Here is a 23508-nt window from a genome sequence, read left to right as displayed (position 1 = left end):
ACTAGAGCCGGATCAATGCGAAAAACCGGTTCCCACTTTTTCGCATCCTGCTCTACCCCCAGCGCAGCGCAGCCGTGTGGACCGGCGCGTCCCAGAGCTGGATCAGGCTGTCGTCCAGCGCAGTCACGGTCAGGGAACAGCCGGCCATGTCCAGAGAGGTGACATAGGAGCCGACCAGCCCGCGGGCGATGGGCAAACCACGCCCCGTCATGATGCGCCTTGCGGCATTGGCCATCAGGTAGAGCTCCATGCTCGGCGTACCACCGAAGCCATTGACCAGGAGCAGGCAGGGCGTGCCACGCGCCGGCGCCAGGTCGTCGAGGATCGCGCCCATCATCTCGTCGGCTATGGCGTCGGCGGAGGCGAGCTTCACGCGCCGCCGGCCCGGCTCGCCATGGATACCGACGCCGATCTCCATCTCGTCGTCGCCCAGCGTGAAGGTCGGCTTGCCAGCCGCAGGCACTGTACAGGAGCTCAGCGCCACGCCCATTGAGCGGGTGCGCCGATTGACCTCGTCGCCGAGTGCCTTCAACGCATTCAGGTCGCGGCGCTGCTCGGCTGCCGCGCCCACCATCTTCTCGACGATCATCGTGCCGGCGACGCCACGTCGGCCGGTTGACCAGGTCGATTTTGGGACGGCCACGTCGTCATCGGTGACGACCGTCGCGATTTTCCCCTCGGCCATCTCGGCCGCCATCTCGAAATTCATGACATCGCCTTCGTAGTTCTTGACGATGAAGAGCGAGCCGGCGCCGGTCTCGACGGCAGTCAACGCGGCCAGCATCTGGTCAGGCGTCGGCGAGGTGAAGACCTGCCCCGGGCAGGCCGCATCGAGCATGCCGAGGCCGACAAAGCCGGCGTGAAGTGGCTCATGGCCGGAACCGCCACCCGAGATCAGCGCCACCTTGCCGTCCGTCAGTGTCTTGCGTCGGACGAATTTCTCGTCTTCAGCGAGGACGAGGATATCACCATGGATGACTTCCAGTCCCTGAAGGCTCTCCGACAGGATGCTGTCGACCGCGTTGATCAGCTTCTTCATGGGCTTCCCCTCGGTGTTTCGGCTTCTTCATCGTCATTGGTTGCAATGAGCGACACCAGGCCGCGCGCGACCCCCAGCACGATGTGGTCGGCGCGCGCATTCAGGTCGGGGCTACCGAAATCCGGCAATTCAATCACCAGCCGGCGCATGGGACGTTCGGTATCGACCACCTCCAGGCGCCCCGGATGCGCGGCCTGATAGGCGTTCAGGAAGGCCTGCCGTTCCGGCGGCGCAAAATGGCAGACGTGGAAGATCGTCTCCAGATGCTGGACCGGCACGGGCGTGGCATAGGCGGGGTTGATGATCTGCGAAATGAAGCTGCGGTTCTTGCCGATGGCTTCGGCGAGGCGCTGTCTGGTGCCGGAGGGGCGGTTTTCGATGACCGCGCGCAGGATCGCCTTGTAGGTGGCCAGCGGCGATGTGTCGGTCGGGATCGTTTCGGGGCTGGTCATGCACTCGGCTTCCGCTCGGATAGGTCGACGTCGCGGATCGCTGCCTTTGTCTGCGCCAGCAAACCGGGAGAGACCGACACGGCCCGGACGCCTGCCCGCAGCAGCGATGCGATGGCGCGCGGATCGCCCCCGGCATCGCCGCAGAGACTGACCTCGCGACCGACTTCGGTACCATGTCTGGCGACATGGCCGATCATGGCGAGCACGCCGGGATGCAGGACATCGGCGTAGGTCGCGACCTCCGAGCCATCGCGAGCGGCCGCTGTGGCGTATTGCGTCAGGTCGTTGGAGCCGATCGAGAAGAAGGCGGCGTCGAAGCCTGCAATCGCCATGGCCGCGGCTGGCACCTCGACCATGATGCCGAGCGCAGGGGGGCTATGAGCCACGCCTTCGGCCGCGAGTTCAGCCAGAACGGCGTCGAGCAGCGCCCGCGCCTGCTCCAGCTCCTGCGCCATCGTCACCATGGGCAGCATGATCTTGAGCGGCCCCAGAGCCGCCGCGCGAGCCAGCGCCCGCAGCTGCACGCGGAAGATCTCGGGATGGCGCAGCGACAACCTGATGCCGCGCAGGCCCAGGAAGGGATTGGTCTCGCCAGCAATAGTGTAGCCGGAAATCGGCTTGTCGCCGCCGGCATCGAGGGTGCGGATCGTGACCGGTCGGCCGGCGGCCCAGCGCAGCAGCCCGGCATAACTCTCGAACTGACGCGCCTCGTCACGCAGGGCGTGTTCGACGAGGAATTCGGTGCGCGTCAGGCCGATGCCATCGCAGGCCTCGGCAGGCAAATCGGCGAGATCGGCCAGGCCGGCGACATTGATCATCACAGCGATGCGGGTTCCGTCGCGGGTCAGCGCAGGCTCGTCCCTGCGGGCTTCCGCCTCGCTCCGCGAGCGTCCAAGCTCGTCCGCCTGCCGTCTTGCCCGCTCGATGCTCTCGTTGGACGGGCCGGTCAGCACGAGCCCTTCCAGCCCGTCGACGATCACGGTGCCGGAGACGGCCTGCCATTCCGAGCCGATGCCGACCACCATCGGCACGCCGCGCCCGCGCGCCAGCATGGCGACATGGCTGGACGGGCTCCCCGCGCCGAGCACGATCCCGCCGCCCTGCGACCAGTCGATACCGAGGAAGGCCGATGGCGGCAGGTCCTCTCCCACGATGACGGCGCCGCCCGGCGCCTGCGTCAATTCCGGCAAGCCGAAGAGATGGCGCAGCACGCGGTCGCAGATATCGGCGAGATCGGCCGAACGGGCTCGGAAATACAAATCGTCGGAGATTTCATATCCGGCGATCTCCTCCGCCATGGCCTGTCGCCACGCCATATCCGCGGGCATGCCACGGTCGATCGCGGCATAGGCGCTCTCGGTCAGGGCATCATCCTCGAGCAGCGCCACCTGAAAGCCGACGATGTCGGCGGCCTCGCCTTTGAGGCTCCCGGCCAGAGCCGTGACAGCCTGCAGGGAGGCGGCGACCGCGTCCGCCAGCGCCTGTTTTTCACTCGCGACGGTCCCCTTCACGCGCCTGAGCTCACCGACCGCCCGAAACGTCACGGCCGGCCCGAAGGCGAGCCCGCTGGAGGCGGCAAGGCCAGGTAGACGCCGTTCCATCACCGCTCACTCCTCGTCGAACTTGCGGGCGACGATCTCGACCAGCGCGGCCAGCGCGGCCGGTGCGTCTTCGCCGCTGGCCTTGAAATGCAGCATCTCGCCCTGTGACGCCTTGACCCGCATGATTTTCACCGGGCTCTTGGCGTCGGTCCATGGACCAGCCGCACTGGTGGCCACCTCGATGCGCGAGCCGAAGCGCTTGGCGGTCTGGGTCAGCTTCACCGAGGGCCGGGCATGGAGCCCGACCTTGTTGGTGAGCAGGACACTGGCCGTCACCTCCTGCATGCCGACATTCCCTTCGTTGCTTTGGCCGACGCAGCGTTCATGCCGACATGAGCTCCTCGGCAGTCGCCTGCACCACCGCCAGCGGCGAGCCGCCCGAGGCTTCAGTGGCAGCCATCACCGCACCTTCGACGATCGGTGCATTACAGATGACGATGCGTTCGCGCCGCTCTTCCGGCATCATTTCCACCGCCATCTCGCTATTGGTCTCGGCTCCGCCGAGATCGACCAGGATGGCGACGCCGGCTTCCGACCAGGCCTTGTCGATAGCCGCCATGATGGCGGCGACATCCGTGCCAAGCCCACCCTCGGCATTGCCTCCCACCGAGGCGAGCAGAACATTGTCGCCGACCATCTGGCGAACCATATCGGCCGCGCCTTCTGCCACCTTGGCCGAGTGCGACACGATGACGATGCCGACATTTTTGCTGGCTGGCATGCTTTCAGCCTCCGATGGCGTTGCAGATTGCCGTAGCGAGAAGCGCCGACGAGCGCGCGCCGGGGTCCATATGGCCGATCGAGCGATCGCCCAGGAACGAGGCGCGTCCGCGAACCGCCTTGAGCGGCGCCGTCGCCTCGGCCGCTCCGGTTGCGACCGCCGGCAGGCGCGAGGCGAGATCGGCCCCGCCCTCGGCAAGCGCGGCCTGCAGGGGGCCGAGCACATCGAGCATCGTCTTCTGGCCGAGTTCGGACTTGCCCCGCGTCTTCACCGCCTCGATTGCGGCAGCCAGCGCCCGCGCCAGATCCGCGATCGTCGGCTCCGGCGGCAACTCCTTGCCGAGCGCCATGAACAGCGTGCCGTAGAGCGGCCCCGATGCGCCGCCGACCTTCATGACCAGCGTCGTGCCGATCGTCTTCAGGGCGTCGGGCAATGGCTTGGCTGCGATCGCGTCGGCTTCCGCCAGCACGGCCTCGAAACCGCGCTTCATGTTCAGGCCGTGATCGCCGTCGCCGATCGCCTGATCGAGCACGGTCAGCTCCTCGGCATGCGCCAGGATCGCGTCGGCCATCGCCGTGATCAGATGCTTCTTCAGCGCGTGGTCCATGCTTCACCTCACCCGCTGGCCGTGCGCATCGAAGAAGAGTGGTCGATGCAGGCTCACAGACACGTCGTCGCCGACGCTCAGGCCCTCGTCGGGATCCACGAGGCTGACGATCTGCTGCTGATTCACATCGATATGCAGGTGGTTCTGGTCGCCGAGCCGCTCGATCCAGTTGACCCTGCCCGTCACCGAGCCATTGCTGGCCCTGGCGATGGCGAGATGTTCGGTGCGCATGCCGATGGTGGCCGCAGCCGCCGGCGCGTCGATCTCGGGGAAGAGCGCCCGCGGCACCAGATTGATGCCCGGACTGCCAAGGCGGGTCGCAACATAGATGTCGGCGGGATCTTCATAGATGCTGCGCGGCGAGCCGATCTGCACGAGCCGGCCCTGATGGATCACGCCGATGCGCGAGGCCAGCGTCATCGCCTCGGTCTGGTCATGGGTGACGTAGAGCATGGTCGCGCCCAGATCCTGCTGGATACGCTTCAGTTCGATGCGCAGTTCCGAGCGCAGCTTGGCGTCGAGCGAGGAGAGCGGCTCGTCCATCAGATAGATCGCCGGGCGGCGCACCAGGGCACGGCCGATTGCGACGCGCTGCATCTGCCCGCCGGAAAGCTGCGTCGCGCGGTTGCCCAGCTTGTCCTCGATCCGCAGCAGCCGCGCCACCTCGCGCACAGTGCGCTTGATCTCGTCCTCGGGCGTGCGCCGCGTCGGCGAGCGCAACGGGAAGGCGAGATTGTCGAAGACGCTCAAATGCGGATAGAGCGAATATTGCTGGAAGACGAAGGTCACGTCGCGGGCCGCCGGCGGCAGGCCGGTGACATCGACGCCGCCGATGAAGACCCGGCCGTCATCTGGCGTCTCCAGCCCGGCGACGAGGCGCAAGGTCGTCGTCTTGCCCGCTCCGGTCGGCCCCAGCAGCACGACGAATTCGCCGTCAGTGATGGTGAGCGAGACATCGTCCACCGCCTTCACCGCGCCAAAGCGCTTCGAAACCTGCGTCAGCGCGATCTCAGCCATGGGCTCGCCTCGCAGTGCTGGCCTCATGCAGCGCGGAGCGGATGACCTTGCCGGTCGCCGCATCGAACAGCGAGAGCCGCTCCGGCTTGAAGGAGAGGCTGACCCGGTCGCCAGCCGCCGCCCTCAGATGGGCTGGCAGCCGGACCTTGAGCATGCCGCGCGGGGTGGTGACGGTCACGATCTGGTTGGTGCCGAGATATTCGGCGCCGAAGATCTCGCCGGGCAAGGCGCCGCCCTGCCGCCCGGGATCGCCGATGACGACCTGCTCCGGTCGAACCCCCAGCGCCAGCGGCCCAAGCGCGCGGGTCTCGCGCAGTTCGGGCAGCGGAATGACGGCGGCATCGATGGTGACCGCAGTCGAGCCTGCCGTTGCCGTTCCCTCGAAATGGATGAAGTTCATCGCGGGCGAGCCGATGAAATCGCCGACGAACATTGAGGTCGGGTGGTCATAGATGTCCTGGGGCGGGCCAAGCTGCTCGATCACGCCCTCATTCATCACCGCGATCTTGTCGGCCATCGACATGGCCTCGAGCTGGTCATGGGTGACATAGACCGTCGTCGCCTTCAGCCGGTCGTGCAGCGCGCGCAGCTCGCCGCACATCAGATGGCGGAACTCGGCGTCGAGCGCGCCCAGCGGCTCGTCCATCATGAAGGCCTTGGGCTCGCGCACGATGGCGCGCCCGAGCGCGACCCGCTGCCGGTCGCCGCCCGAGAGGCCCGAGACCGGTTTGTCGAGGAGATGCTCGATCCGCAAGGTCTTCGCAGCGTCCTCGACCCGCCGCCTGGTTTCGGCCTTCGGCACACCCATCGAGACCAGGGGAAAGGAGATGTTCTTGCGCACGTTCATATGCGGGTAGAGCGCGAAGAGCTGGAACACCATGGCGATGTCGCGCTCGCGGGCGCGCTTGAAGGTGACGTCCTCGCCGTCGAGCCGGATCGACCCCGCGGAGGGGAGTTCGAGCCCTGCCACCATCCGCAAGGTCGTGGTCTTGCCGCAGCCCGAGGGACCGAGCAGGCAGAAGAAATCACCGTCCTCGACCGTGAAGCTCGTATCCCGCACCGCGGTGAAGGATCCGAACCGTTTCACCAGATTGTCGACCCGGATCTCTGCCATGGTTCACTCCGGAAACTTGGTGACGAAAGTGAACATGACGACGCCGATGAGCGTGGTGACGAAGGAATAGCCGTAGAGCGTCAGCGAGAAGGGCTGCAGCAACATCAGCACGCCGGCCGCGATCAGCACCGTGGCCAAGGTCTCCATCGGCCCGCGCCGAAGCAGCTTCGGCCAGCGCGATCGAGACGCTCCGTCCGATTGGCGGGAATGGCTGGCATGCAGATTCATTTGCGCACCGCCCCAAAGGTGATGCCGCGCAGCAGGTGTTTGCGCAGCAGCACCGTGAAAACCAGGATCGGAATCAGGAACAGCGTCGTCCCGGCCGCCACCGCCGGCCAGTCCTGTCCGCCCTCGCCGATGATGATCGGGATGAAGGGCGGGGCAGTCTGGGCAGTGCCGGAGGTCAGGAGCACGGCGAAGGCATATTCGTTCCAAGCGAAGATCAGGCAGAAGATCGCGGTCGCGACGATGCCGGTCGTGGCCTGCGGCAGCACGACCTTCCGGAAGGCCTGCAGCCGCGTATAGCCGTCGATCATGGCGGCTTCCTCGTATTCGCGCGGGATCTCGTCGATGAAGCCCTTGAGCAGCCAGACGGCGAGCGAAACATTGACCGAGGTGTAGAGCAGGATCATGCCGAGCCGCGTGTCGGAGAGACCAAGCTCGCGGTACATCAGGAAGATCGGGATCGCGACGGCGATCGGCGGCATCATCCGCGTCGACAGGATGAAGAAGAGCAGATCGTCCTTCAAAGGCACCTTGAAGCGCGAGAAGGCATAGGCAGCGCAGGTGCCCAGGCCCACCGAGAGCAGGGTCGAGCCGAAGGCGATGATCAGCGAGTTGAGGAAGCGGGGCACATAATTGGACGGGCCGACGACGACCATGCTGCGCGAGCGTGTGATCTCTTCGCAGGCCGAGTTCGCCGGCGGGAGCGAGGCGAGATAATCCGCGGTCTGGCGCGAGCGCGTGTTGAAGAGATTGCAATAGCCTTCGATCGAGGGCTCGAAATGCACGAACGGCACGACCTTGGGCGGGTAAGAGATCGAGTCCGGCGGCGTCTTGATGCTGGTCAGGCCGATCCAGACCAGCGGCACGAGGGCCACCAGCGCGTAGAGCACCACGATCGCGCCGGCGAGCAGCTTGACCCGGCCGCTTGGCGCGACGACGGAATGGGCGGTGGAGGTCGCGCCGCTCATCGTGCCTTCACCTTGTTCAAGGCCTTCACATAGATGTTCGCCAGCCCGAACACGGCGACGAACAGGATGATCGCGAAGGCGGAGGAATAGCCGGTGCGCCAGGCCTCGAAGGCGGCGCGCTTGAGCGTGATCGAGGCGAGTTCGGTGGTCGAGCCCGGCCCGCCCGAGGTCAGCAGGTTGACCATGTCGAACATCTTGAAGTTCTCGATGCCGCGGAACAGCACCGCCAGCATGATGAAGGGCAGGCACATCGGCAGCGTGATCGAGATGAATTGGCGCCAGTTGCTGGCGCGGTCGACCTCGGCTGCCTCGTAGATGTAGTTCGGGATCGAGCGGAGCCCTGCCAGGCAGATCAGCATCACATAAGGCGTCCACATCCAGGTATCGACGATGATGATCGCCCAGGGGCTCAGGGTGACGTCGCCCAGCATCTGGAAGGAGGACGGCGCAAGCCCGGAGAAGAACGAGACGACGTAATTGAACAGGCCGATCTGCGGCTGGTAGAGGAAGGTCCAGAAATTGCCGACGACGGCAGGCGACAGCATCATCGGGATCAGGATCAGCGTGGTCCAGAAGCCATGGCCACGGAACTTACGGTCAATCAGATAGGCCAGAGAAAAGCCGATCACGGTCTGCAGCAGGATCGTCCAGAAGACGAAATGCGCGGTGGCCTGCATACGCTGCCAGATCTCCGGGTCCGACAGGATGGCCTGGTAGTGCTCGAGCCCGACATTGCGCAGCGGCGCATTGGGGCGGTTGGCGCGGTAATTCGTGAAGGAGAGCTGGATCGTCCAGATCAACGGGAAGAGGTTGATCGCGAGCAGCAGGACCATCGTCGGCGCGATGAAGAGCCAGGCGATCGTCGTGTCGGAGAGGCCCCTGACGCGGTGGGCGATCGGGGCATCGGGTGCGTGCATCCTCGCGCTCCTGAGGCCGGTGATGTCGCTCGCATTCATGACTCGGCACCGTTTCAAGGCAAAGTCGGGGACTGGCTGCGCCTGCTCATGCGAGGCGCAGCCTTTGGCTCGGGCGAACAGGCAGCCGGCAGCTCAGAGCTTGCCGTCTTCCTTGAAGACCTTGGTCCAATCCTGGATCAGCAGATCGAGCGCCTGCTTGGCCGTGCCCTTATCCGCCACGACATAGTCGTGGATGCGCGCCTGCATCGCTTGGAGGAGCTGGGCGTAGGACGGCTCGGCCCAGAAATCGACGACTTCCCCCATGGCGACGAGGAAATCGGCGGCAAATGGCGCCGATTTGGGGAAGGCCGCATCGTTCAGCACACCCTTATGGCAGGTGTAGCCGCCGAGCTCCCACCACTTCTTCTGCACCTCGAGCGAGGCGAACCATTTGATATAGGCAAGCGCTTCGGCCTGGTTGGCCGAGTACGACACCACCGAGAGCCCCTGTCCGCCGAGCTGCGAGCCTTTGACGACCTCGCCCGGATTGACAAAAAAGCCGATCTTGTCGCCGCCGACATTGGGATCCTTGAACAGGCCGGGGAAAAAGGCGAACCAGTTCATCTGCATCGCGACCTGGCCGGATTTGAAGGCGTCGAGGCCCTCCTGCATATAGGCGTTCGAGTAGCCCGGCGGCGTGCAGCACTTGAACAGCGATTTATAGAATTCGAGCCCCTTCACGGCGCCCTCGGAATTGACGAAGCCGGCCATGGCGTAAGGCTTCTTCGGATCCTCATATTTGAAACCGAAGGGATAGAGCGCGTTGGCGACGCCCATGGTGATGCCTTCCGAGCCGCGCTCGGTGAAGATCGCGGCGCCATAGACCTTCTTGCCGTCGACGTCGCGACCCTGGAAGAACTCGGCGACCTGCTTCAGCTCGGTCTGGGTCTTTGGCACAGCAAGATCGCGGTTATACTTGGCCTTGAACTCGGCCTGCAGCGCCGGCTTGGCGAACCAGTCCTTGCGGTAGGTCCAGCCGAGCGCGTCGCCCATTGCCGGGAGCGCCCAGTAATTCGGGGTGTTCTTCGGCCATTCGGCATAGCCGGTGACAGTCGCCGGCATGAAGTCATCGATCTTGATGCCTTCCTTGGCGAAGAAATCGTTCAGCTTCACATAATGCTTGTTCTCGGCCGAGCCGCCGATCCATTGCGAGTCGCCGATGATCAGGTCGCAGAGCTTGCCCTTGGAGTTGAGCTCGTTGAGCATGCGGTCGGCGAAGTTCGGCCAGGGCACGAACTCGAACTTCATGGCGATATTGGTTTTGGCGGTGAAGTCCTTGGAGAGTTCCACCAGCGCATTCGCCGGATCCCAGGCCGCCCAGCACAACGTCAATGATTTGCCTTGCGCCTGAGCTGCAGTCGCAGCCAACGCCGTGCTCCCGGCTATGGTCGCGGCAAGCATCCATGTTCTGATCATGTTCATGTTCTTGGCCTCCCTTGGCATGCCGTCACCAGCCGTCATTGGGGTGACGGGTGAACCTGCGCGACCGCGAAGGGCACAGCCAAATGAAGGGGCACGGCCGACGCGGGACGTTTCCTCACGCCGCCTCGGAACGAGCCGTCCAAGTTCAGCGATTTGTTTAGCGAATATCAATTCACTAAACATGTCAAGCGCCGCGGATTGCGGATAAAACACTGCAATGCAGCAACTTATGCCGCATCGCACAAGTTTAGCGACTGCTTGAATATGATCAGGCCAGAGCCGCGTGACCAAGCCGAGATCGTCATCGGCCGGCATAGGGAATCGACTAGGCTGCGCGTCGCCGAGGTGTTTTGAGGGGCGGATGCTCGCAAACAGCGAACGGAAGATGTCGCGCTACGGTTTTCCCGCGACGTAACCGTAGAAATTGCCAAGGAAATCGCCGACCGGCAGTGTCTTGCCGCCGTGCGGGATCTGATACTCGCCATCGCCCCAGGTGAAGACCTTGAGCTTGACCGTGCCGTTCGACCGATCGATCAGCGACCGCTGAACGGCCCAATGCTCGGCGGTGGTCGAGCTTTTCGACTAGTCCTTCTAGCTCAGGATGTTCGCGCCGATGAAGAGGCAAATGCGGTAGCCGTCCGCATAGAGCCGATTGGCATCGTCGATTTCGCTGAGGCCCATGCTGGCGATGATGTTGCCGTCCTGCTCGACTTTGGAATAGCCGGCGCGCCGGAACCAGTCCGCCAGTTCGCCAGGCAAGGTGATGCCGGCGAATTCCTTGTCGGCGTTGTCATAGTCCAAGAACCAGTTCTCGGAATCGCGGATGCTGGCCATGGTCATCCAGTCGACATGATCCATCGTCGGCGGCGGTCGATAGGTCCGCACGTCCTGGTCCGGTGCGATCTCCAGCCGGTTCAGCTTCGCCCGCCCCTTCTCGTAGAGGTCGATGGCGAAACGGGCATAAGCGGCGGGGTTGTCGGCCGCTTCGCTGAACAGCAGCGCGGCCGGCCCGCACAGGCTCGCCTGGTCCTGCTTGATCAAGCCCGGATTGGCGATCCGCATCAGCAGCCCAACGCCGACCTCGTTTCGATCCAGAGAGGGAAAGCGGCTCGATCCCGGGCGTTCGAGAAAATCGCAGACTATGCCGGCCGCAAAGAGTTGCCGATCCGTCTCCAGCCTGTAGGGTCCCTTGCCGGCCGCCGTCTTGCGGATCGCATTGACGAGCGTCGTCAGCATGCTCTTGGAACGCTGCTGCAGGCTCTTCGCGACGGCCAGGATCGTCGCCAGGTCGTTGATCTCGTCGGGCGTGATAACGCCGTCGCTGAGCGTGCGGCGAATGATGTTGACGACATCGGAATGGCTGAGCGTCATGTCGCCGTCCAAACCGGCATTCAACGATTTCGACACGGTCCTGGTCGTGATCGCGTCCCATTGCCCCGGTTTTTTGGGCGGTGCGGGTGGCGGACGCAATGCCAACCCCTCCAATTGCGTCAACACCGGCCCGTTCGGTTCGACAAAGCCCCTCTGCCTGAGCTGGGGATATCGTTTCTCGAAGCTCAGGATAGCTTGGTACAGCGCGTCGCTAGCAAACCCGCCGATGATACGTCCGCCCAAGGCTCCCCCGGTTCCACCATCGGCGATCGGGATATGGTTCAGCAGGGCGATCACGACCTCCTGGTCGCTCTTCCAGTTCTGGCAGTTGGCGCCAGTGCTGACATGCCGTCCGACGCGACCTCGAAGTGGCATGAAAGCCTCCTTCGCAGAGCGAGCTGACCAATAGGATAGCCTCATCCCGAGCAGCCTGCCGCATCGTAATGACAGGTGTCATCGATAGCAACGACGCCTCGTTACCACGACGCCTACAATTGAAGCGCAACGCGATCGTCGGCCGACCTGTGCTCGAAGCGTCTGCTATCGGCTTACCCAGCGCTTCGAGGGCTCGTCGAGATCCTGCCGGCCAAGGGCGCGAAGAATCTCTGCTTAGGACGCCTGCGACCTCGTGCACCAGCCCTACCAGCCGGCATGAACATCCGCCATGCCCGAGCCCTCTGTTTCGGCCATGCGTTCATCCTGAACGAGGTGAGACCGAACCCGGCTTGATTCCGGCGCTTCGTCAAGCCTGGTCGCAACTTGGCAAGTCCATATGGGAGGCCTGCCACTTCTCGCCCGGCCGTCGCCAGTGGCTGTGCCGCGATTTGGCGACCCGGTCTTTCAGGTGAGGTTCTAATGCGAAGCCATCGACCTGCGCAAAGTCAATTTATACCCCCCCCCACAGGTTGTAATAATCAACTTTCGATTGAATTTTTACGATGCATTAACCATCCCGTTCTAACCTTCATCGGTAGGAATCTATTATCGTAAGTATCGAAAGAGATTTCACCATGATCTTGCCAAAAATCGCCATCGCTGCGTTTTTTTGCGCGGTGTGTTCGTCTCCTTCTAGGGCTGCAACGGCAGTCGGGAACTTTCAAGTACAGATTAATATACAGACCGCATGCGTCGTTGCGAGCGCGACGGACCTTAATTTCGGCAATGTCGGCGTCCTCGCTGCCAATATCGACACGACGAGCACAATCTCCGTCCAGTGCACGAACACGACGCCCTATACGATCGGCCTCAACCAAGGCGTGAACGGCGCGAGCGTCACGACACGTCAGATGAGCGGCACCGGGGGACTGGTGAACTACTCGTTGTTTCGCGACGCCAGCCGGACACTGAACTGGGGCACGACGATCGGAACTGATACGGTCGCGGGAACCGGAAACGGCTCCGGACAGAGCTTCACGGTCTATGGCCGGGTGCCTGTCCAGACCACGCCGGGCCCCGCACTCTATTCCGACACGATCACGGTGACGGTCACCTATTGAAGGGCAACCCCGCCGCCGCGTGAGCCGCGGCATCGCAGCAGAACTCAACGCAACCGATCGCTTCGCAATGATGGAGGCCGCCGAGCGGGTCGCCCGGCAGATTCTTGCGCCCAGTTCGAAAGGAAACACGCGATGAAGACCATGTCTGCCCTCGTCGTCCTGGCGGCCAGCCTCGCGGGGCAGGCGAGCGCCGCCTCGCTGCAGGTCGCGCCGGTGCTGCTCGATCTGCCCGCGCCAGCGACCACCGCCACGATCACGCTGCGAAACACCGATGTCGAGCCGATCACCGCGCAGCTCCGAATCTTCCGTTGGATACAGGATAATGGTGTAGAGCGGCTCGAACCGACCAACGATGTCGTCGCCAGCCCGCCCTTGGTCGATCTGCGTTCACGCCAGGACTACACGGTGCGCGTGATCCGTGTTGCCAGCCGGCCGCCGGACAAGGAGGAGGCCTACCGGCTCGTCATCGACGAGTTGCCCAAACCCAAGCGCGCCTCGGGGACCGTTGCGCTGGTCACGCGCCATCTCGTCCCCGTCTTCTTCACGGGAAAGTCGGCCTCGCCTCCCGCCATAAGCTGGAGCGCCGGTCAGCACGGCCGGGGCATCACGCTGGCTGCCGTCAACAGCGGCGACACCCGCGTTCGCCTGGCCGCCGTAACCCTGCGCGATGCGTCGGGACAGGTGCTGTCGGCGAGCAAAGGGCTGCTCGGGTATTCCCTCGGCAGGTCTTCGATGCGGTGGGATATCGCCGCGCCGGCGCGCCCGACGAAATCCGGTGCAAGCGTCACCATCTCCGGCATGACCGAAACTGGTCCGTTCAATGCAACATTCCCCGTGCAAACGGCACGGTAGGGCGTTGGCGGTGCTTCTGCTGATGCTCGGTCATGCCTGCTGGGCTGCGGAAGGGCGAGCCGGCGATGGCCGCCCCGAACGCGACTTGCATCTCGACGTCCTCCTCGACGGGCAGGCGATCGGGCTGATCGGAGCCTTTCACCAGGGCGGGAACGGCGAGGTCTCGGCCCGCCGCAAGGAACTCGAGGAACTTGGCATCAGGGTGCCCCAGGCATTCAAGCGGGATGAGGATGTGCCCCTCTCCGCGATCCCCGCTTTGACCTATCGCTATGATGAGGCGGCCCAGAGGATCGATATCCAACTGCCGCAGGCGGGTCGGCTGCCCAAGACCTATGACGCGGCAGCCAGGGACGTCCCTTCGCCGACGGCCGGTTCTGCCGGGACCGGCGCCGTGCTGAACTACACACTGTTCGGCAGTTCCGAGGGTAAGCAATTCAGCAGTTTCTGGCGCTATCCCAGTCTTTCGGCGAGCCTCGATGCGCGTGTCTTTAGCCCGTTCGGCGTGCTGTCACAGACGGGCATCGTCAGCGACCAGTCGCCGGGCGGCGGGCGCACAGAGGTGCTGCGGCTGGAAACGAGCTGGAGCTATTCCGATCCGGGCACCATGCTGACTTACCGTGCCGGCGACATGATCTCGGGCGGCCTGGCCTGGACCCGGCCGATCCGCATGGGCGGACTGCAGGTCCAGCGCAATTTCGGGTTGCGGCCGGACCTGATCACCTTGCCCCTGCCCAGCGTCACCGGCAGCGCAGCCGTTCCCTCGACCGTCGATGTCTTCGTCAACGGCACCAAGACGATCTCCCAGGATGTCGGCAGCGGTCCGTTCCGCATCACCAACATCCCGATCCTGTCGGGAAACGGCAATGCGAATGTCGTCGTGCGGGATGCGTCGGGCCAGCAGACCGAGGCGAACCTGCCCTTCATCGTCTCGAGCAAGCTGCTGCGCCCAGGCCTGTTCGACTTCTCCGCCGAGATCGGCGCGCCCCGGCTGCAATACGGGCTGCGGTCGAGCATTTATGGCGGCGACATCGCCGGCTCCGGTAGCGCCCGCTACGGGCTCAGCGACAATGTCACGGTGCTGGCGCATGCCGAGGCGACGCACGGGCTGGGCACGGCGAGCCTCGGGGGCGTGCTCGGTCTCGGCCAGTTCGGCCTTATCAGCGCGGCCGGAGCGGGCAGTTGGCAGGGTGGCGCGACGGGCGGCCAGGCGTATCTTTCCTTTGAGACGCAGCTCTGGGGTGTCTCATTCCTGGCCTCATCGCAGCGGAGCCTCGGCGCATATCGCGACCTCGCCTCGGTCACGGTGCCGCCGGTCGCCGACCTTTCCGGCGCGAACGGCGTGGCGGGCTATGTCGCGATGGCTGGAACCTTGGCAGCGGACGCTGTCACATGGGGGCGCCTCCTGCTGCCGCCGCGCGCGCTCGACCGGCTCTCGGTCGGCTTTCCCGCGCCCATGCTGGGCGGCGGCATCAGCTTCGGCTTCGCGCATGTGAAGCCGGCTGTCGGACGCTCGAACCGCGTCGTCAATGCAAGCTATACCCGTGCGCTGCCGGGCAGCGGGTCGTTCTACGCGACGGTTTTCACCGATCTGGATGATCGCCGCTCGGCCGGCATTTTCGCCGGCTTGTCCTTCCCCTTCGGCGCCGACATCACCGCGTCGACAGGCACGAGCCGCTCCGGCGCAAATTGGGCGCTCGCCGCCGATGTCAGCAAGCCGCTCCGGCAGGAGGTTGGCAGTGTCGGCTGGCGCGTGCGCGATGTCGAGGGCCAGGGCGGCCAGCAGCGACGCTCGGCATCGCTCGCCTATCGCGGCAATTATGGCCAGATCGAAGCCGGCGTGACGCAGGCCGGCGATCGGCTCTCGGGAACGGCCCAGCTCGACGGTTCCATCGCGCTGGCCGGCAGCGATCTGTTTCTGGGCAATCGCATCGACGATGCCTTCGCGGTTGCCAAGGCGGGAGCTCCCGACGTTGATGTCCTTTACGAGAACCGCGTCGTCGCGCGCACCAACGCCAGCGGCAACGCGCTGATTCCGACCTTGCGATCCTACCAGTCCAACAAGGTTTCGATCGACCCTCGCGGGCTCCCCGTGACCTCGCTCGCCGAGACGACGCTGGAGGTCCTGGCCCCGACAGATCGCGCCGGGGTCGTGGTCGATTTCGGCGTCAGATCAGCCTCGAACGCGGCGATCGTCATCCTGCATGGCGCCGACGGCAAGCCGCTCCGGGCAGGTCTGAGCGGCGCGCTTCAGCCCGGGCTGCGCGGGACGGCGGCGGCACCCGAATTCGTCGTTGGCTATGACGGGCGCGCCTTCGTCGAGAATCTAGGGCCCGGCAACGACATCGTGGTCCAGCTCGATAAGGGCGAATGCCGGGCCCATTTTTCCTTTGAACCGCGTCAAGCCACGCAGGTCACGCTAGGGCCCGTGTCATGTCGGTAAGACGCTTCTTCCGGCGTTGTCTGGCCCTGCCGGCAATCGCCGTGCTGGCCCTGCTGTCGATCGAGGCTCCGGCTGCGGCGCAGTCCTGCTCGCTGAGCATCACGCCGCTGGCCTTCGGCGATATCGACGTGACCGCCAATGCGCAGGTGGATGCCAGCGCGACGGCGACGGTATCGTGTACTGGGCTCGCGTTCTCGACGGTCGGGGTCTGTCTCGACCTCGGGCCGGGTTCGGGTGGCGGCACCAGCGCCGCCAATCGCTTCATGCTGAATGGTGCCGACCAGCTTCGCTATGGGCTCTTCAGCGATGCTTCCGCCGGATCGCCATGGGGCTCCGGTGCCTGGCCGGGGGGAAGCGCCTCGCCGGTGGGCTTCAATATCGTCCTGTCGGCAGGCGGCAGCGGCAGCCGCAGCCAGACGATCTTTGGCCGCGTCTACAGCGGCCAGGCGACCGTCGCCCCGCTCTCCTATTCCAGCAGCTTCACCGGAACCGATGCGCGGATCCGCTATGGGCTTCTATCCTTCCTGCTCGGGTGCAACCTGCTGACGAACTCGCAGACGACGAGCTTCGCGGTCACGGCCAATGTGCCCGCGACCTGCCGCGTCACCACCAACAATCTGAGCTTCGGCTCATTTGGCGTCCTCAGCGCCCAGCATGATGCGAGCACGACGCTGGCTCCGACTTGCACCAATGGGACGTCGTACCAGATCGGCCTCGATGGCGGCCTCTCGGGGGCGACCAACCCGACCTTGCGGCGCATGACCAAGGGAGCCGAGATCGTAACATACGGTCTCTATCGGAACGCGGCCCGAACACAGGCCTTTGGCCAGACGCTGGGTAGCGATACGCTTTCGGCAACAGGAAACGGGGTGGCCCAGACTGCAACGGTCTATGGGCGCGTGCCTGTACAAGCGACCCCGTCGCCCGGGCTCTACAGCGACACGATTGTCGTGTCGGTGACCTATTGAACTCGAAGACGCCTCATGGCGCCGAAACTTCGAAATCCACCAAGATAAAAGCGCCATCGACATCTCCGACCGCCGGCCCGGAAGCAGACGTTCCCGATGTCGGCAACGGGCCAATTCCGGGGGGCAGACGCCCCATCAGCAACCTCGGCTAAGGTCGGGGCGAGAAGCTCAGACTCGAACATCGTCCTGCTTGACTCCACCCTCGCCCTCCCCTCCGCTTGCGCAAAAGCCAAGAACCTTCGAGGGAAACGCCATTCATGCTGACCTTGCGCCAGATCGAGGTGATCCGCGCCATCATGATCACCGGCACGATCTCGGGCGCGGCAAAACTCCTCAACGTCTCGGCGCCCGGCATCAGCCGCCTGATGAAGCACACCGAGCGCACGCTCAGGCTCAAGCTGTTCGAGCGTCGGCATGGGCGCTATGTGCCTACCCCTGAGGCCAACGACATCTTCGAGCAGATCAACGGCGTCTATAAGAAGGTCGACGACCTGCATTACACGCTCGCCCGCATCGAGCGCGGCGGCGGCATCGAGCTCCGGATCGGCTCGGTGCCGAGCATCTGCCATGTCATGGTGCCGCGCGCAATCGAGCGGCTGCGGCGCAAGCATCCCGACCTCAGGCTCGACATCAACATTCTGAAGATCGAGGAGGCGCTCGACTATCTCCTGCTCGGCAAGGGCGAGATCGCGGCGATGAGCTACAAGCTCGACCATCCCGGCATCGATTTCGTGCCATTGAGCCAGGGCGAATTGCTCTGCATCGTACCAGACGGCCACGAACTCGCCGGGCGTCAATCGATCTCCGCCGCTGAGATCGTGCAGCACCCCCTGATCGGCATCGACCCCAACGACCCTTATGGCCGGGTCATGGCCGAGATCTTCAAGCAGCAGGGCCTCGCCTATGACATGGTCATCAAGGCGCGCTTCGGCACGACGGTGTGCTCGCTGGTGCGTGCCGGGCTCGGCATCGCCGTGATCGACCAGTTCACCGTGGCGCATGGCTCGATGCAAGGCATCACCACGATCCCGATCGCCGAGCCGACGCGGTTCCAGACCTATGTCGCCGTGAAGAACGACAAGGCGCCCTCGCTCTATGCCGAAACCTTTGTGGCGCTGCTGCGCGAGGAGATGAACGCGGTGGTGACGCCGCGCGCACAATTGGCCGCCCAATCCTCGCTGCCGAAAATAACATCAGGTTAGGTAATGGCGATGGATTGGTTATCGCGTTATCCCGTCAAATCGGGCTATGTGACGCTCGGCAACGCTCGCTGAGATGACGAGCGAGCCGCGAGGGACGGATATGCCGGCTTTTCCCATAGCCAACCGCACGAAGCGCGTGCTGCTCGGGCTGATCGGCTCGCCGATCTCGCATTCCGCCGCGCCCGCGATGCACGAGGCTGCGGCTGGTGCCGCCGGCTTCGAGCTGCATTACCACCTCATCGACATCGCAGGCGCCAAAGAGGCCGATCTCGCGGTGATCCTGGACGGCGTACGCCGGCTCGGCTTTTCCGGCCTCAACATCACCTTCCCCTACAAGGAAGCGGTCATCCCGCTGCTCGACGCGCTTGCGCCCGAGGCCGCAGCCATGGGCGCGGTCAACACCGTGGTCGTGCGGGACGGCCTGCTCACGGGCTACAACACCGATGCCAGCGGCTTCGCCACGGCCTATCGCGCGCTGAAGCGCAGGGATGGCGACGCGCCCGTCGCGATCATCGGAACCGGCGGTGTCGGCAAGGCCATCGGCTTCGCGCTCGCCTCCTGCGGCGTCAAGACACTGCGCCTGTTCGATCTCGACCCGGCCAAATCCGCGGCTCTGGCGGCGCAGCTTGGCCAGCACGCAACCGTAGAGATAGCGGCGAGCGTGGAGGCCGCCGTCAGCGGTGCGGCGGGCATCGTCAACGGCACGCCGATCGGCATGCTGCCGAACCGCGACACGCCCGTCCCCGCCGGGCTCATCGACAGATCCCAGTGGGTTGCGGACGCGGTCTATCATCCGCTCTGGACACCGCTGCTGAAAGCCGCTCAAAGCGCCGGCGCAACGGTGATGACGGGGCGCGAGCTCAGCATCAACCAGGCCATCGACGCCTTCGCGCTGTTTACGGGCCAGGCGCCATCGCATAGCGCGATCGCCCAGGCCTTCGACGAAACCCTGGCGGCGCAGGAGGCCACGCACCGCGCAGCCTGACGACGACCCGCATCCTGAAGACGACCCGAAGAACCGGGCGAGACACAAGACCAAACCGATCGGAGGAGACGACACCATGAAGAGGCATTGGATCATCGCAGCGGTGCTGACGGCGGGCCTTGGCCTGCCGGCGCTGGCACAGGACAAGGTCAAGCTCGTCGACGTGATCGAGCTCTCGGGCCCGGGCGCGACCTCGGGCACCAACTGGAAGAGCGGCGTCGATCTTGCCGTCGCCGAGATCAACGCCAAGGGCGGCATTCTCGGCAAGCAGATCGAGATCGTGCATTACGATACCCAGAGCAATCCCGGGAACACCCGGGCCGCCGTGCAGCGCGCCATTGATGAGGGCACCTATGCGGTGCTCGGCCCGGTCTTCTCCGGCCCGATCGGCGCCTCCATGCAGATCGCCCAGCGCGCCGAAATTGCCCAGATCGTCGGTGGCGAGGCGGCCGGCCTGACCAAGCAGGGCAATCAGTATCTGTTCCGGACCTCGCTCAGCCAGACTGCAGCGATGCCCAAGATCGCCAATTACCTGAAGAACACCGTGAAGGCAGGTTCCGTCGCCGTCGTCTGGGTCAATAACGATTTCGGCAAGGGCGGGCGCGACGCCATCATTCCCGAGCTTGAAAAGGCCGGCATCAAGGTCGCCGTCGATGTCGCCACCGAACAGGGCCAGGCCGATTTCGCCGCCGACGCGATCAAGATCAAGAACGCCAATGCCGACGCCGTCTTCGTCTATTTGAACGAGGAGGAGAGCGCCCGCTTCCTGCGCGCTGCCAAGCAGCAGGGCATCGCCAAGCCGATGATCGGCGAGACCACCCTGCTCGGCGCCAAGGTGATCGAGCTCGCGGGCGAAGCCGCCAACGGCGTCAAGGGCCATGTCGGGCTCTCGATCGAGGCGCCGATCCCGGCCTTCCAGGAGTTCGGCAAGAAGTTCATCGCCAAATTCAACTACACCCCCGACCATAACGGCCTGAAGGGTTATATGGCCGTCTACATGGTCAAATGGGCGACCGAGAAGCAGAAGAAGTTCGACAAGAAGGGCGTCGCCGACACGCTGCGCGGCGCGACGATCAAGCCCTCCGAGGAGCCCGGGATCCTGATGGAGACCACGATCGAGCAGAACGGCGACCTCGACCGCGAAAGCTTCCTCGCCGAGGTGATCAACGGCAAGCAGGTGATCACCTCCACCTTGCCGAAGCTCAAGCCGTAAGGCGCGAGCGCGCTCCCGTCATTGCGAGCGCAGCGAAGCAATCCAGGAGCGGCAGCGCTCCGCCTCCCCCTGGATTGCTTCGTCGCTTCGCTCCTCGCAATGACGGTGAGGGCGACGAGCCTGCCTTCATCCAGAGATGGTCGGGTCAGGCCCGACCATGACGCTCCATCGCAGGGCACCAAGCCATGGCCGAATTCATCGCCTATCTCATCGCCGGCATCGCAACGGGCGCGATCTATGCGCTCGCCGCCATCGGCTTCACGCTGGTCTGGCAGACCTCGCAGACGATCAACTTCGCCCAGGGCGAGTTCGTCATGCTGCCGGCCGTGCTCGTCCTGCTCGCTATCAAGCTGTTCGGCGCGCCGATCTGGTTGGGCGCGCTGATCGGCATCGCCGCCTTCATCCTAATCTTCGGCGTCGGCTTCAAGCTCACCGTGGTCGATCCGATGATCAAGCATGGCGTGCTGCCGCTGGCCATCGCGACCATGGCGCTGTCGATCATCATGAAGGAAGGCGCCAAGGACGGCTTTTCGGCCGAGGCGCAGAACTTCCCCTCCTTCGTGCCCTCGCAAACCATCCAGGTCTTCGGCGCCTCGATCTCGCTGCAGCATCTGGCGATCATCGCGGTGGCCTTCGCGGTCATCGGCGCGCTGCAATGGTTCGTCGGCGGAACCCGCCTCGGCCGCCAGATGCAGGCGACCGCACAGAACCCGACGGTCGCGCGCATCCTCGGCATCCCGGTCGAGCGCATGGTGCTGCTGACCTTCGTCATCAACGCCGCGCTCGCCGTCGTCGCCTCCGTGCTGATCTCGCCGATCTATCTGGCGAAGTTCTCCAATGGCGAGGTCATCGGCCTGTTCGCCTTCATCGCGGCGATCGTCGGCGGCTTCAACCAGGTCCGCGGCGCGCTCGTCGGCGGGCTGATCGTCGGCATCGTCGACAGCATGGCCGCCGCCTACATCTCGACGCAGTACCGGCTTGCCGTGCCGCTCGTCCTGCTCGTCGTCGTCATCCTGCTCAAGCCGGAAGGCCTGATGGGCCGCAAAGAGGAGCGCCGCGTATGACCGCGCCCGCAACGCATGAGAGCCTGCCGCAGCGCAGCCGCCTCTCCCTGCCCGCTTTCGTCGATGGTTCGCTGCTCACGCTGATGGCGGGCGCCGTCATCCTCTGGTTTGCCCCGGTCGGCATGGGCCGCTACGGCACCTATGTGCTCTCGCTCTGGCTGGTGATGAGCGTGGCGGTGATGGGCCTGAACCTGACGCTGGGCTATGCCGGGTTGAAGTCGCTCGCCCAAGCCGCCTTCATGGGGTTGGGGGCCTACACGACGGCGATCCTGACCACGAAATACGGCGTCTCCTGGTATGCCGCCTTCGCTCTGTCGGGCCTGCTGACCTTCGCGGTCGGCCTCGTGCTCGGCTTCCCGGCGCTGAGGGTCAAGGCGCATTACCTCGCCTTCGTCACGCTCGCCTTCTCGACGCTGATCTGGCTGATCATGCGCAATGAGCAATGGCTCACCGGTGGCGTCTTCGGCATCGCCAACATCAACCGGCCGGAGTTCTTCGGCATCAAGCTGTTCGGCGCGCTCGAATTCCACCGCTTCGTCGTCGTCGTGACCTTCATCCTCGCGGTCGTGCTGTGGTGGATGATCCGCAGCCCCTGGGGTCGCGCCTTCACCGCCTTGCGCGAAAATCCGATCCGTGCCGCGAGCCTGGGCGTCGATACCCGCACCTATACCCTGCTCGCCTTCGCCATCGGCTCGGCCTATGCGGGCTTTGCCGGTGCGCTCTACGCCCCGCTGGTCGAGTTCATCGACCCCTCGCCCTTCTCGCTGTCGCAGAGCTTCTTCCTGCTGCTGATGGTGGTCGCGGGCGGCTCGGGCTATCTGCTTGGCCCCTTCATCGGCGCGCTGCTCGGCGTCGTTCTGCCGGAATGGCTGCGCTTTGCCGGTTCGCTCTATCTCATCATCTTCGCCACCATCGTCATGCTGCTGCTGATCGCCTGCCCGCAAGGGGTGAGCGGGCTGCTGGAGCGCGGCTGGGCGAAGGTTAGCGGCAAGACGGGAGCGCGCTGATGGCCCAGGTTCTCGAAGCCAACAAGGTCATTGAAGCCAACAAGGTTCTGGAAGTCACCAACCTGCACAAGGCGTTCGGCGGCATCAAGGCCGTCAACGGGGTCTCCTTCTCGGTGAATGAGGGCGAGATCCTCGGCATCATCGGCCCCAATGGCTGCGGCAAGTCGACCCTGTTCAACTGCATCCTCGGCCAGCTTGAGCCGACCGAAGGCTCGGTCAAGCTCGACGGCCGGGACGTCACCAATCTGCGTCCCTCCGAGCTCAACCGGCGCGGCGTCAGCCGCACCTTCCAGCTGCTGCAGGTCTTCCCCGAGCTCTCGGTGCGCGAGAACCTGATCCTCGCCGGCCAGGAGCATGAGGGCTCGATGCTGTCGCGCTTCTTCGGGGCGCGCGACGCTGGGCTGTCCAAGAAGGCCGACCAGATGATCAGCTTCTTCAAGCTCGGCCATCTCATCGACGAGAAGGCGGGCGGGCTCTCCTACGGCCAGCAGAAGCTGCTCGACGCAGCGATGGCCTTCATGGCCGGCCCGCGCCTCGTGCTGCTCGACGAGCCGGCTGGCGGCGTCAACCTGACCATGCTGGGCGACCTGAAGGAGCGACTGCGCGCCATCAACGCCGAACAGGGTGCAACCTTCGTGGTGATCGAGCACAACATGGATTTCGTCATGTCGCTGTGCTCGCGAGTGATCGTGCTGGCCGAAGGCAAGGTGCTGGCCGAGGGCACGCCGGCTGAGGTCAGGGCCAACCCGGCGGTCATCGAAGCCTATCTGGGGCATTGAGGAGAGCGT

Annotated in this window: 23 protein-coding genes; 10 read left to right on the top strand and 13 right to left on the bottom strand. The window is 64.7% G+C overall.

The window, feature by feature from the left end; all coding sequences use genetic code 11:
• Positions 1-52: 52 nt before the first annotated feature.
• The 13 genes from dhaK to BMZ97_RS00670 all read right to left on the bottom strand — a co-directional run bounded on the left by dhaK (position 53) and on the right by BMZ97_RS00670 (position 11868).
• Positions 53-1039, bottom strand: a complete 987-nt coding sequence (gene dhaK / locus BMZ97_RS00730) for a dihydroxyacetone kinase subunit DhaK (RefSeq protein ID WP_092164448.1) — start codon at positions 1037-1039, stop codon at positions 53-55.
• Positions 1036-1491, bottom strand: a complete 456-nt coding sequence (locus tag BMZ97_RS00725) for a hypothetical protein (protein WP_092164446.1) — start codon at positions 1489-1491, stop codon at positions 1036-1038. The genes dhaK and BMZ97_RS00725 overlap by 4 nt, the downstream gene beginning before the upstream one ends.
• A complete protein-coding gene (ptsP, locus tag BMZ97_RS00720) occupies positions 1488-3092 on the bottom strand; it encodes a phosphoenolpyruvate--protein phosphotransferase (RefSeq protein ID WP_092164444.1) in 1605 nt (534 codons plus the stop codon). Before ptsP ends, BMZ97_RS00725 begins: the two co-directional genes overlap by 4 nt.
• A gap of 6 nt (positions 3093-3098) precedes the next feature.
• On the bottom strand, positions 3099-3377 hold the full coding sequence (locus BMZ97_RS00715) for an HPr family phosphocarrier protein (RefSeq protein WP_092164442.1): 279 nt from the start codon (positions 3375-3377) through the stop codon (positions 3099-3101).
• 37 nt (positions 3378-3414) lie between these two features.
• Entirely contained in the window at positions 3415-3813 is a 399-nt protein-coding gene (gene dhaM / locus BMZ97_RS00710; RefSeq protein ID WP_092164440.1) for a dihydroxyacetone kinase phosphoryl donor subunit DhaM, read from the bottom strand.
• Positions 3814-3817: 4 nt separating this feature from the next.
• On the bottom strand, positions 3818-4420 hold the full coding sequence (dhaL, locus tag BMZ97_RS00705; RefSeq protein WP_092164438.1) for a dihydroxyacetone kinase subunit DhaL: 603 nt from the start codon (positions 4418-4420) through the stop codon (positions 3818-3820).
• A 3-nt stretch (positions 4421-4423) separates the two neighbouring features.
• Positions 4424-5437 carry an ABC transporter ATP-binding protein gene (locus BMZ97_RS00700; RefSeq protein ID WP_092164436.1) on the bottom strand — a complete coding sequence of 338 codons (1014 nt, stop codon included), beginning with the start codon at positions 5435-5437 and terminating at the stop codon, positions 4424-4426.
• The gene (locus BMZ97_RS00695; protein ID WP_092164434.1) at positions 5430-6551 is read right to left on the bottom strand and encodes an ABC transporter ATP-binding protein; all 1122 of its coding nucleotides are present in this window, start codon (positions 6549-6551) and stop codon (positions 5430-5432) included. The genes BMZ97_RS00700 and BMZ97_RS00695 overlap by 8 nt, the downstream gene beginning before the upstream one ends.
• 3 nt (positions 6552-6554) lie before the next feature.
• Complete coding sequence (locus BMZ97_RS00690; protein WP_092164432.1) at positions 6555-6779, bottom strand: hypothetical protein; 225 nt, start codon at positions 6777-6779, stop codon at positions 6555-6557.
• A complete protein-coding gene (locus BMZ97_RS00685; RefSeq protein ID WP_092164425.1) occupies positions 6776-7744 on the bottom strand; it encodes a carbohydrate ABC transporter permease in 969 nt (322 codons plus the stop codon). The genes BMZ97_RS00690 and BMZ97_RS00685 overlap by 4 nt, the downstream gene beginning before the upstream one ends.
• A complete protein-coding gene (locus BMZ97_RS00680) occupies positions 7741-8661 on the bottom strand; it encodes a carbohydrate ABC transporter permease (protein ID WP_092166442.1) in 921 nt (306 codons plus the stop codon). Before BMZ97_RS00680 ends, BMZ97_RS00685 begins: the two co-directional genes overlap by 4 nt.
• 132 nt (positions 8662-8793) lie before the next feature.
• Positions 8794-10122, bottom strand: coding sequence for an ABC transporter substrate-binding protein (locus tag BMZ97_RS00675; RefSeq protein ID WP_092166441.1), 1329 nt, complete (start codon positions 10120-10122; stop codon positions 8794-8796).
• A gap of 591 nt (positions 10123-10713) precedes the next feature.
• Complete coding sequence (locus BMZ97_RS00670) at positions 10714-11868, bottom strand: hypothetical protein (protein WP_244546177.1); 1155 nt, start codon at positions 11866-11868, stop codon at positions 10714-10716.
• A gap of 635 nt (positions 11869-12503) precedes the next feature.
• Here BMZ97_RS00670 and BMZ97_RS00665 point away from each other — a divergent pair.
• The 10 genes from BMZ97_RS00665 (at position 12504) to BMZ97_RS00620 (ending at position 23499) form a co-directional block, all read left to right on the top strand.
• Positions 12504-12989 (top strand): Csu type fimbrial protein, encoded by a 486-nt coding sequence (locus BMZ97_RS00665; RefSeq protein ID WP_092164423.1) that lies wholly within the window; start codon positions 12504-12506, stop codon positions 12987-12989.
• Between the two features lie 132 nt (positions 12990-13121).
• Positions 13122-13841, top strand: a complete 720-nt coding sequence (locus tag BMZ97_RS00660; RefSeq protein WP_092164420.1) for a fimbrial biogenesis chaperone — start codon at positions 13122-13124, stop codon at positions 13839-13841.
• 10 nt (positions 13842-13851) lie between these two features.
• Positions 13852-16281 (top strand): fimbria/pilus outer membrane usher protein, encoded by a 2430-nt coding sequence (locus BMZ97_RS00655; RefSeq protein WP_244546248.1) that lies wholly within the window; start codon positions 13852-13854, stop codon positions 16279-16281.
• The gene (locus BMZ97_RS00650) at positions 16272-17249 is read left to right on the top strand and encodes a Csu type fimbrial protein (protein ID WP_092164415.1); all 978 of its coding nucleotides are present in this window, start codon (positions 16272-16274) and stop codon (positions 17247-17249) included. The genes BMZ97_RS00655 and BMZ97_RS00650 overlap by 10 nt, the downstream gene beginning before the upstream one ends.
• Before the next feature lie 257 nt (positions 17250-17506).
• Positions 17507-18451: a LysR family transcriptional regulator gene (locus tag BMZ97_RS00645; protein ID WP_092164413.1), complete on the top strand. Its 945-nt coding sequence runs from the start codon at positions 17507-17509 to the stop codon at positions 18449-18451.
• A gap of 100 nt (positions 18452-18551) precedes the next feature.
• Positions 18552-19436 carry a shikimate dehydrogenase gene (locus BMZ97_RS00640; RefSeq protein WP_092164411.1) on the top strand — a complete coding sequence of 295 codons (885 nt, stop codon included), beginning with the start codon at positions 18552-18554 and terminating at the stop codon, positions 19434-19436.
• 76 nt (positions 19437-19512) lie between these two features.
• Complete coding sequence (locus BMZ97_RS00635) at positions 19513-20649, top strand: ABC transporter substrate-binding protein (RefSeq protein WP_092164409.1); 1137 nt, start codon at positions 19513-19515, stop codon at positions 20647-20649.
• A gap of 185 nt (positions 20650-20834) precedes the next feature.
• Entirely contained in the window at positions 20835-21713 is an 879-nt protein-coding gene (locus BMZ97_RS00630) for a branched-chain amino acid ABC transporter permease (RefSeq protein ID WP_092164407.1), read from the top strand.
• Positions 21710-22720 carry a branched-chain amino acid ABC transporter permease gene (locus tag BMZ97_RS00625; RefSeq protein ID WP_210188192.1) on the top strand — a complete coding sequence of 337 codons (1011 nt, stop codon included), beginning with the start codon at positions 21710-21712 and terminating at the stop codon, positions 22718-22720. Before BMZ97_RS00630 ends, BMZ97_RS00625 begins: the two co-directional genes overlap by 4 nt.
• On the top strand, positions 22720-23499 hold the full coding sequence (locus BMZ97_RS00620) for an ABC transporter ATP-binding protein (protein ID WP_092164405.1): 780 nt from the start codon (positions 22720-22722) through the stop codon (positions 23497-23499). The genes BMZ97_RS00625 and BMZ97_RS00620 overlap by 1 nt, the downstream gene beginning before the upstream one ends.
• Positions 23500-23508 lie beyond the last annotated feature (9 nt).

The organism is Allobosea sp. OK403 (assembly GCF_900113835.1).
Taxonomy (GTDB): domain Bacteria; phylum Pseudomonadota; class Alphaproteobacteria; order Rhizobiales; family Beijerinckiaceae; genus Allobosea.
This window is presented reverse-complemented; position numbering and strand designations above follow the sequence as displayed.

Coding starts and splice junctions, on each gene's coding strand:
- BMZ97_RS00640 (WP_092164411.1), top strand. CDS start 18,552: ATGCCGGCTTTTCCCATAGCCAACCGCACGAAGCGCGTGCTGCTCGGG.
- BMZ97_RS00660 (WP_092164420.1), top strand. CDS start 13,122: ATGAAGACCATGTCTGCCCTCGTCGTCCTGGCGGCCAGCCTCGCGGGG.
- BMZ97_RS00695 (WP_092164434.1), bottom strand. CDS start 6,551: ATGGCAGAGATCCGGGTCGACAATCTGGTGAAACGGTTCGGATCCTTC.
- BMZ97_RS00725 (WP_092164446.1), bottom strand. CDS start 1,491: ATGACCAGCCCCGAAACGATCCCGACCGACACATCGCCGCTGGCCACC.
- BMZ97_RS00715 (WP_092164442.1), bottom strand. CDS start 3,377: ATGCAGGAGGTGACGGCCAGTGTCCTGCTCACCAACAAGGTCGGGCTC.
- BMZ97_RS00635 (WP_092164409.1), top strand. CDS start 19,513: ATGAAGAGGCATTGGATCATCGCAGCGGTGCTGACGGCGGGCCTTGGC.
- BMZ97_RS00630 (WP_092164407.1), top strand. CDS start 20,835: ATGGCCGAATTCATCGCCTATCTCATCGCCGGCATCGCAACGGGCGCG.
- BMZ97_RS00680 (WP_092166442.1), bottom strand. CDS start 8,661: ATGCACGCACCCGATGCCCCGATCGCCCACCGCGTCAGGGGCCTCTCC.
- BMZ97_RS00645 (WP_092164413.1), top strand. CDS start 17,507: ATGCTGACCTTGCGCCAGATCGAGGTGATCCGCGCCATCATGATCACC.
- BMZ97_RS00625 (WP_210188192.1), top strand. CDS start 21,710: ATGACCGCGCCCGCAACGCATGAGAGCCTGCCGCAGCGCAGCCGCCTC.
- dhaM (WP_092164440.1), bottom strand. CDS start 3,813: ATGCCAGCCAGCAAAAATGTCGGCATCGTCATCGTGTCGCACTCGGCC.
- dhaK (WP_092164448.1), bottom strand. CDS start 1,039: ATGAAGAAGCTGATCAACGCGGTCGACAGCATCCTGTCGGAGAGCCTT.
- dhaL (WP_092164438.1), bottom strand. CDS start 4,420: ATGGACCACGCGCTGAAGAAGCATCTGATCACGGCGATGGCCGACGCG.
- BMZ97_RS00690 (WP_092164432.1), bottom strand. CDS start 6,779: ATGAATCTGCATGCCAGCCATTCCCGCCAATCGGACGGAGCGTCTCGA.
- BMZ97_RS00620 (WP_092164405.1), top strand. CDS start 22,720: ATGGCCCAGGTTCTCGAAGCCAACAAGGTCATTGAAGCCAACAAGGTT.
- BMZ97_RS00675 (WP_092166441.1), bottom strand. CDS start 10,122: ATGAACATGATCAGAACATGGATGCTTGCCGCGACCATAGCCGGGAGC.
- ptsP (WP_092164444.1), bottom strand. CDS start 3,092: ATGGAACGGCGTCTACCTGGCCTTGCCGCCTCCAGCGGGCTCGCCTTC.
- BMZ97_RS00665 (WP_092164423.1), top strand. CDS start 12,504: ATGATCTTGCCAAAAATCGCCATCGCTGCGTTTTTTTGCGCGGTGTGT.
- BMZ97_RS00685 (WP_092164425.1), bottom strand. CDS start 7,744: ATGAGCGGCGCGACCTCCACCGCCCATTCCGTCGTCGCGCCAAGCGGC.
- BMZ97_RS00670 (WP_244546177.1), bottom strand. CDS start 11,868: ATGCCACTTCGAGGTCGCGTCGGACGGCATGTCAGCACTGGCGCCAAC.
- BMZ97_RS00650 (WP_092164415.1), top strand. CDS start 16,272: ATGTCGGTAAGACGCTTCTTCCGGCGTTGTCTGGCCCTGCCGGCAATC.
- BMZ97_RS00700 (WP_092164436.1), bottom strand. CDS start 5,437: ATGGCTGAGATCGCGCTGACGCAGGTTTCGAAGCGCTTTGGCGCGGTG.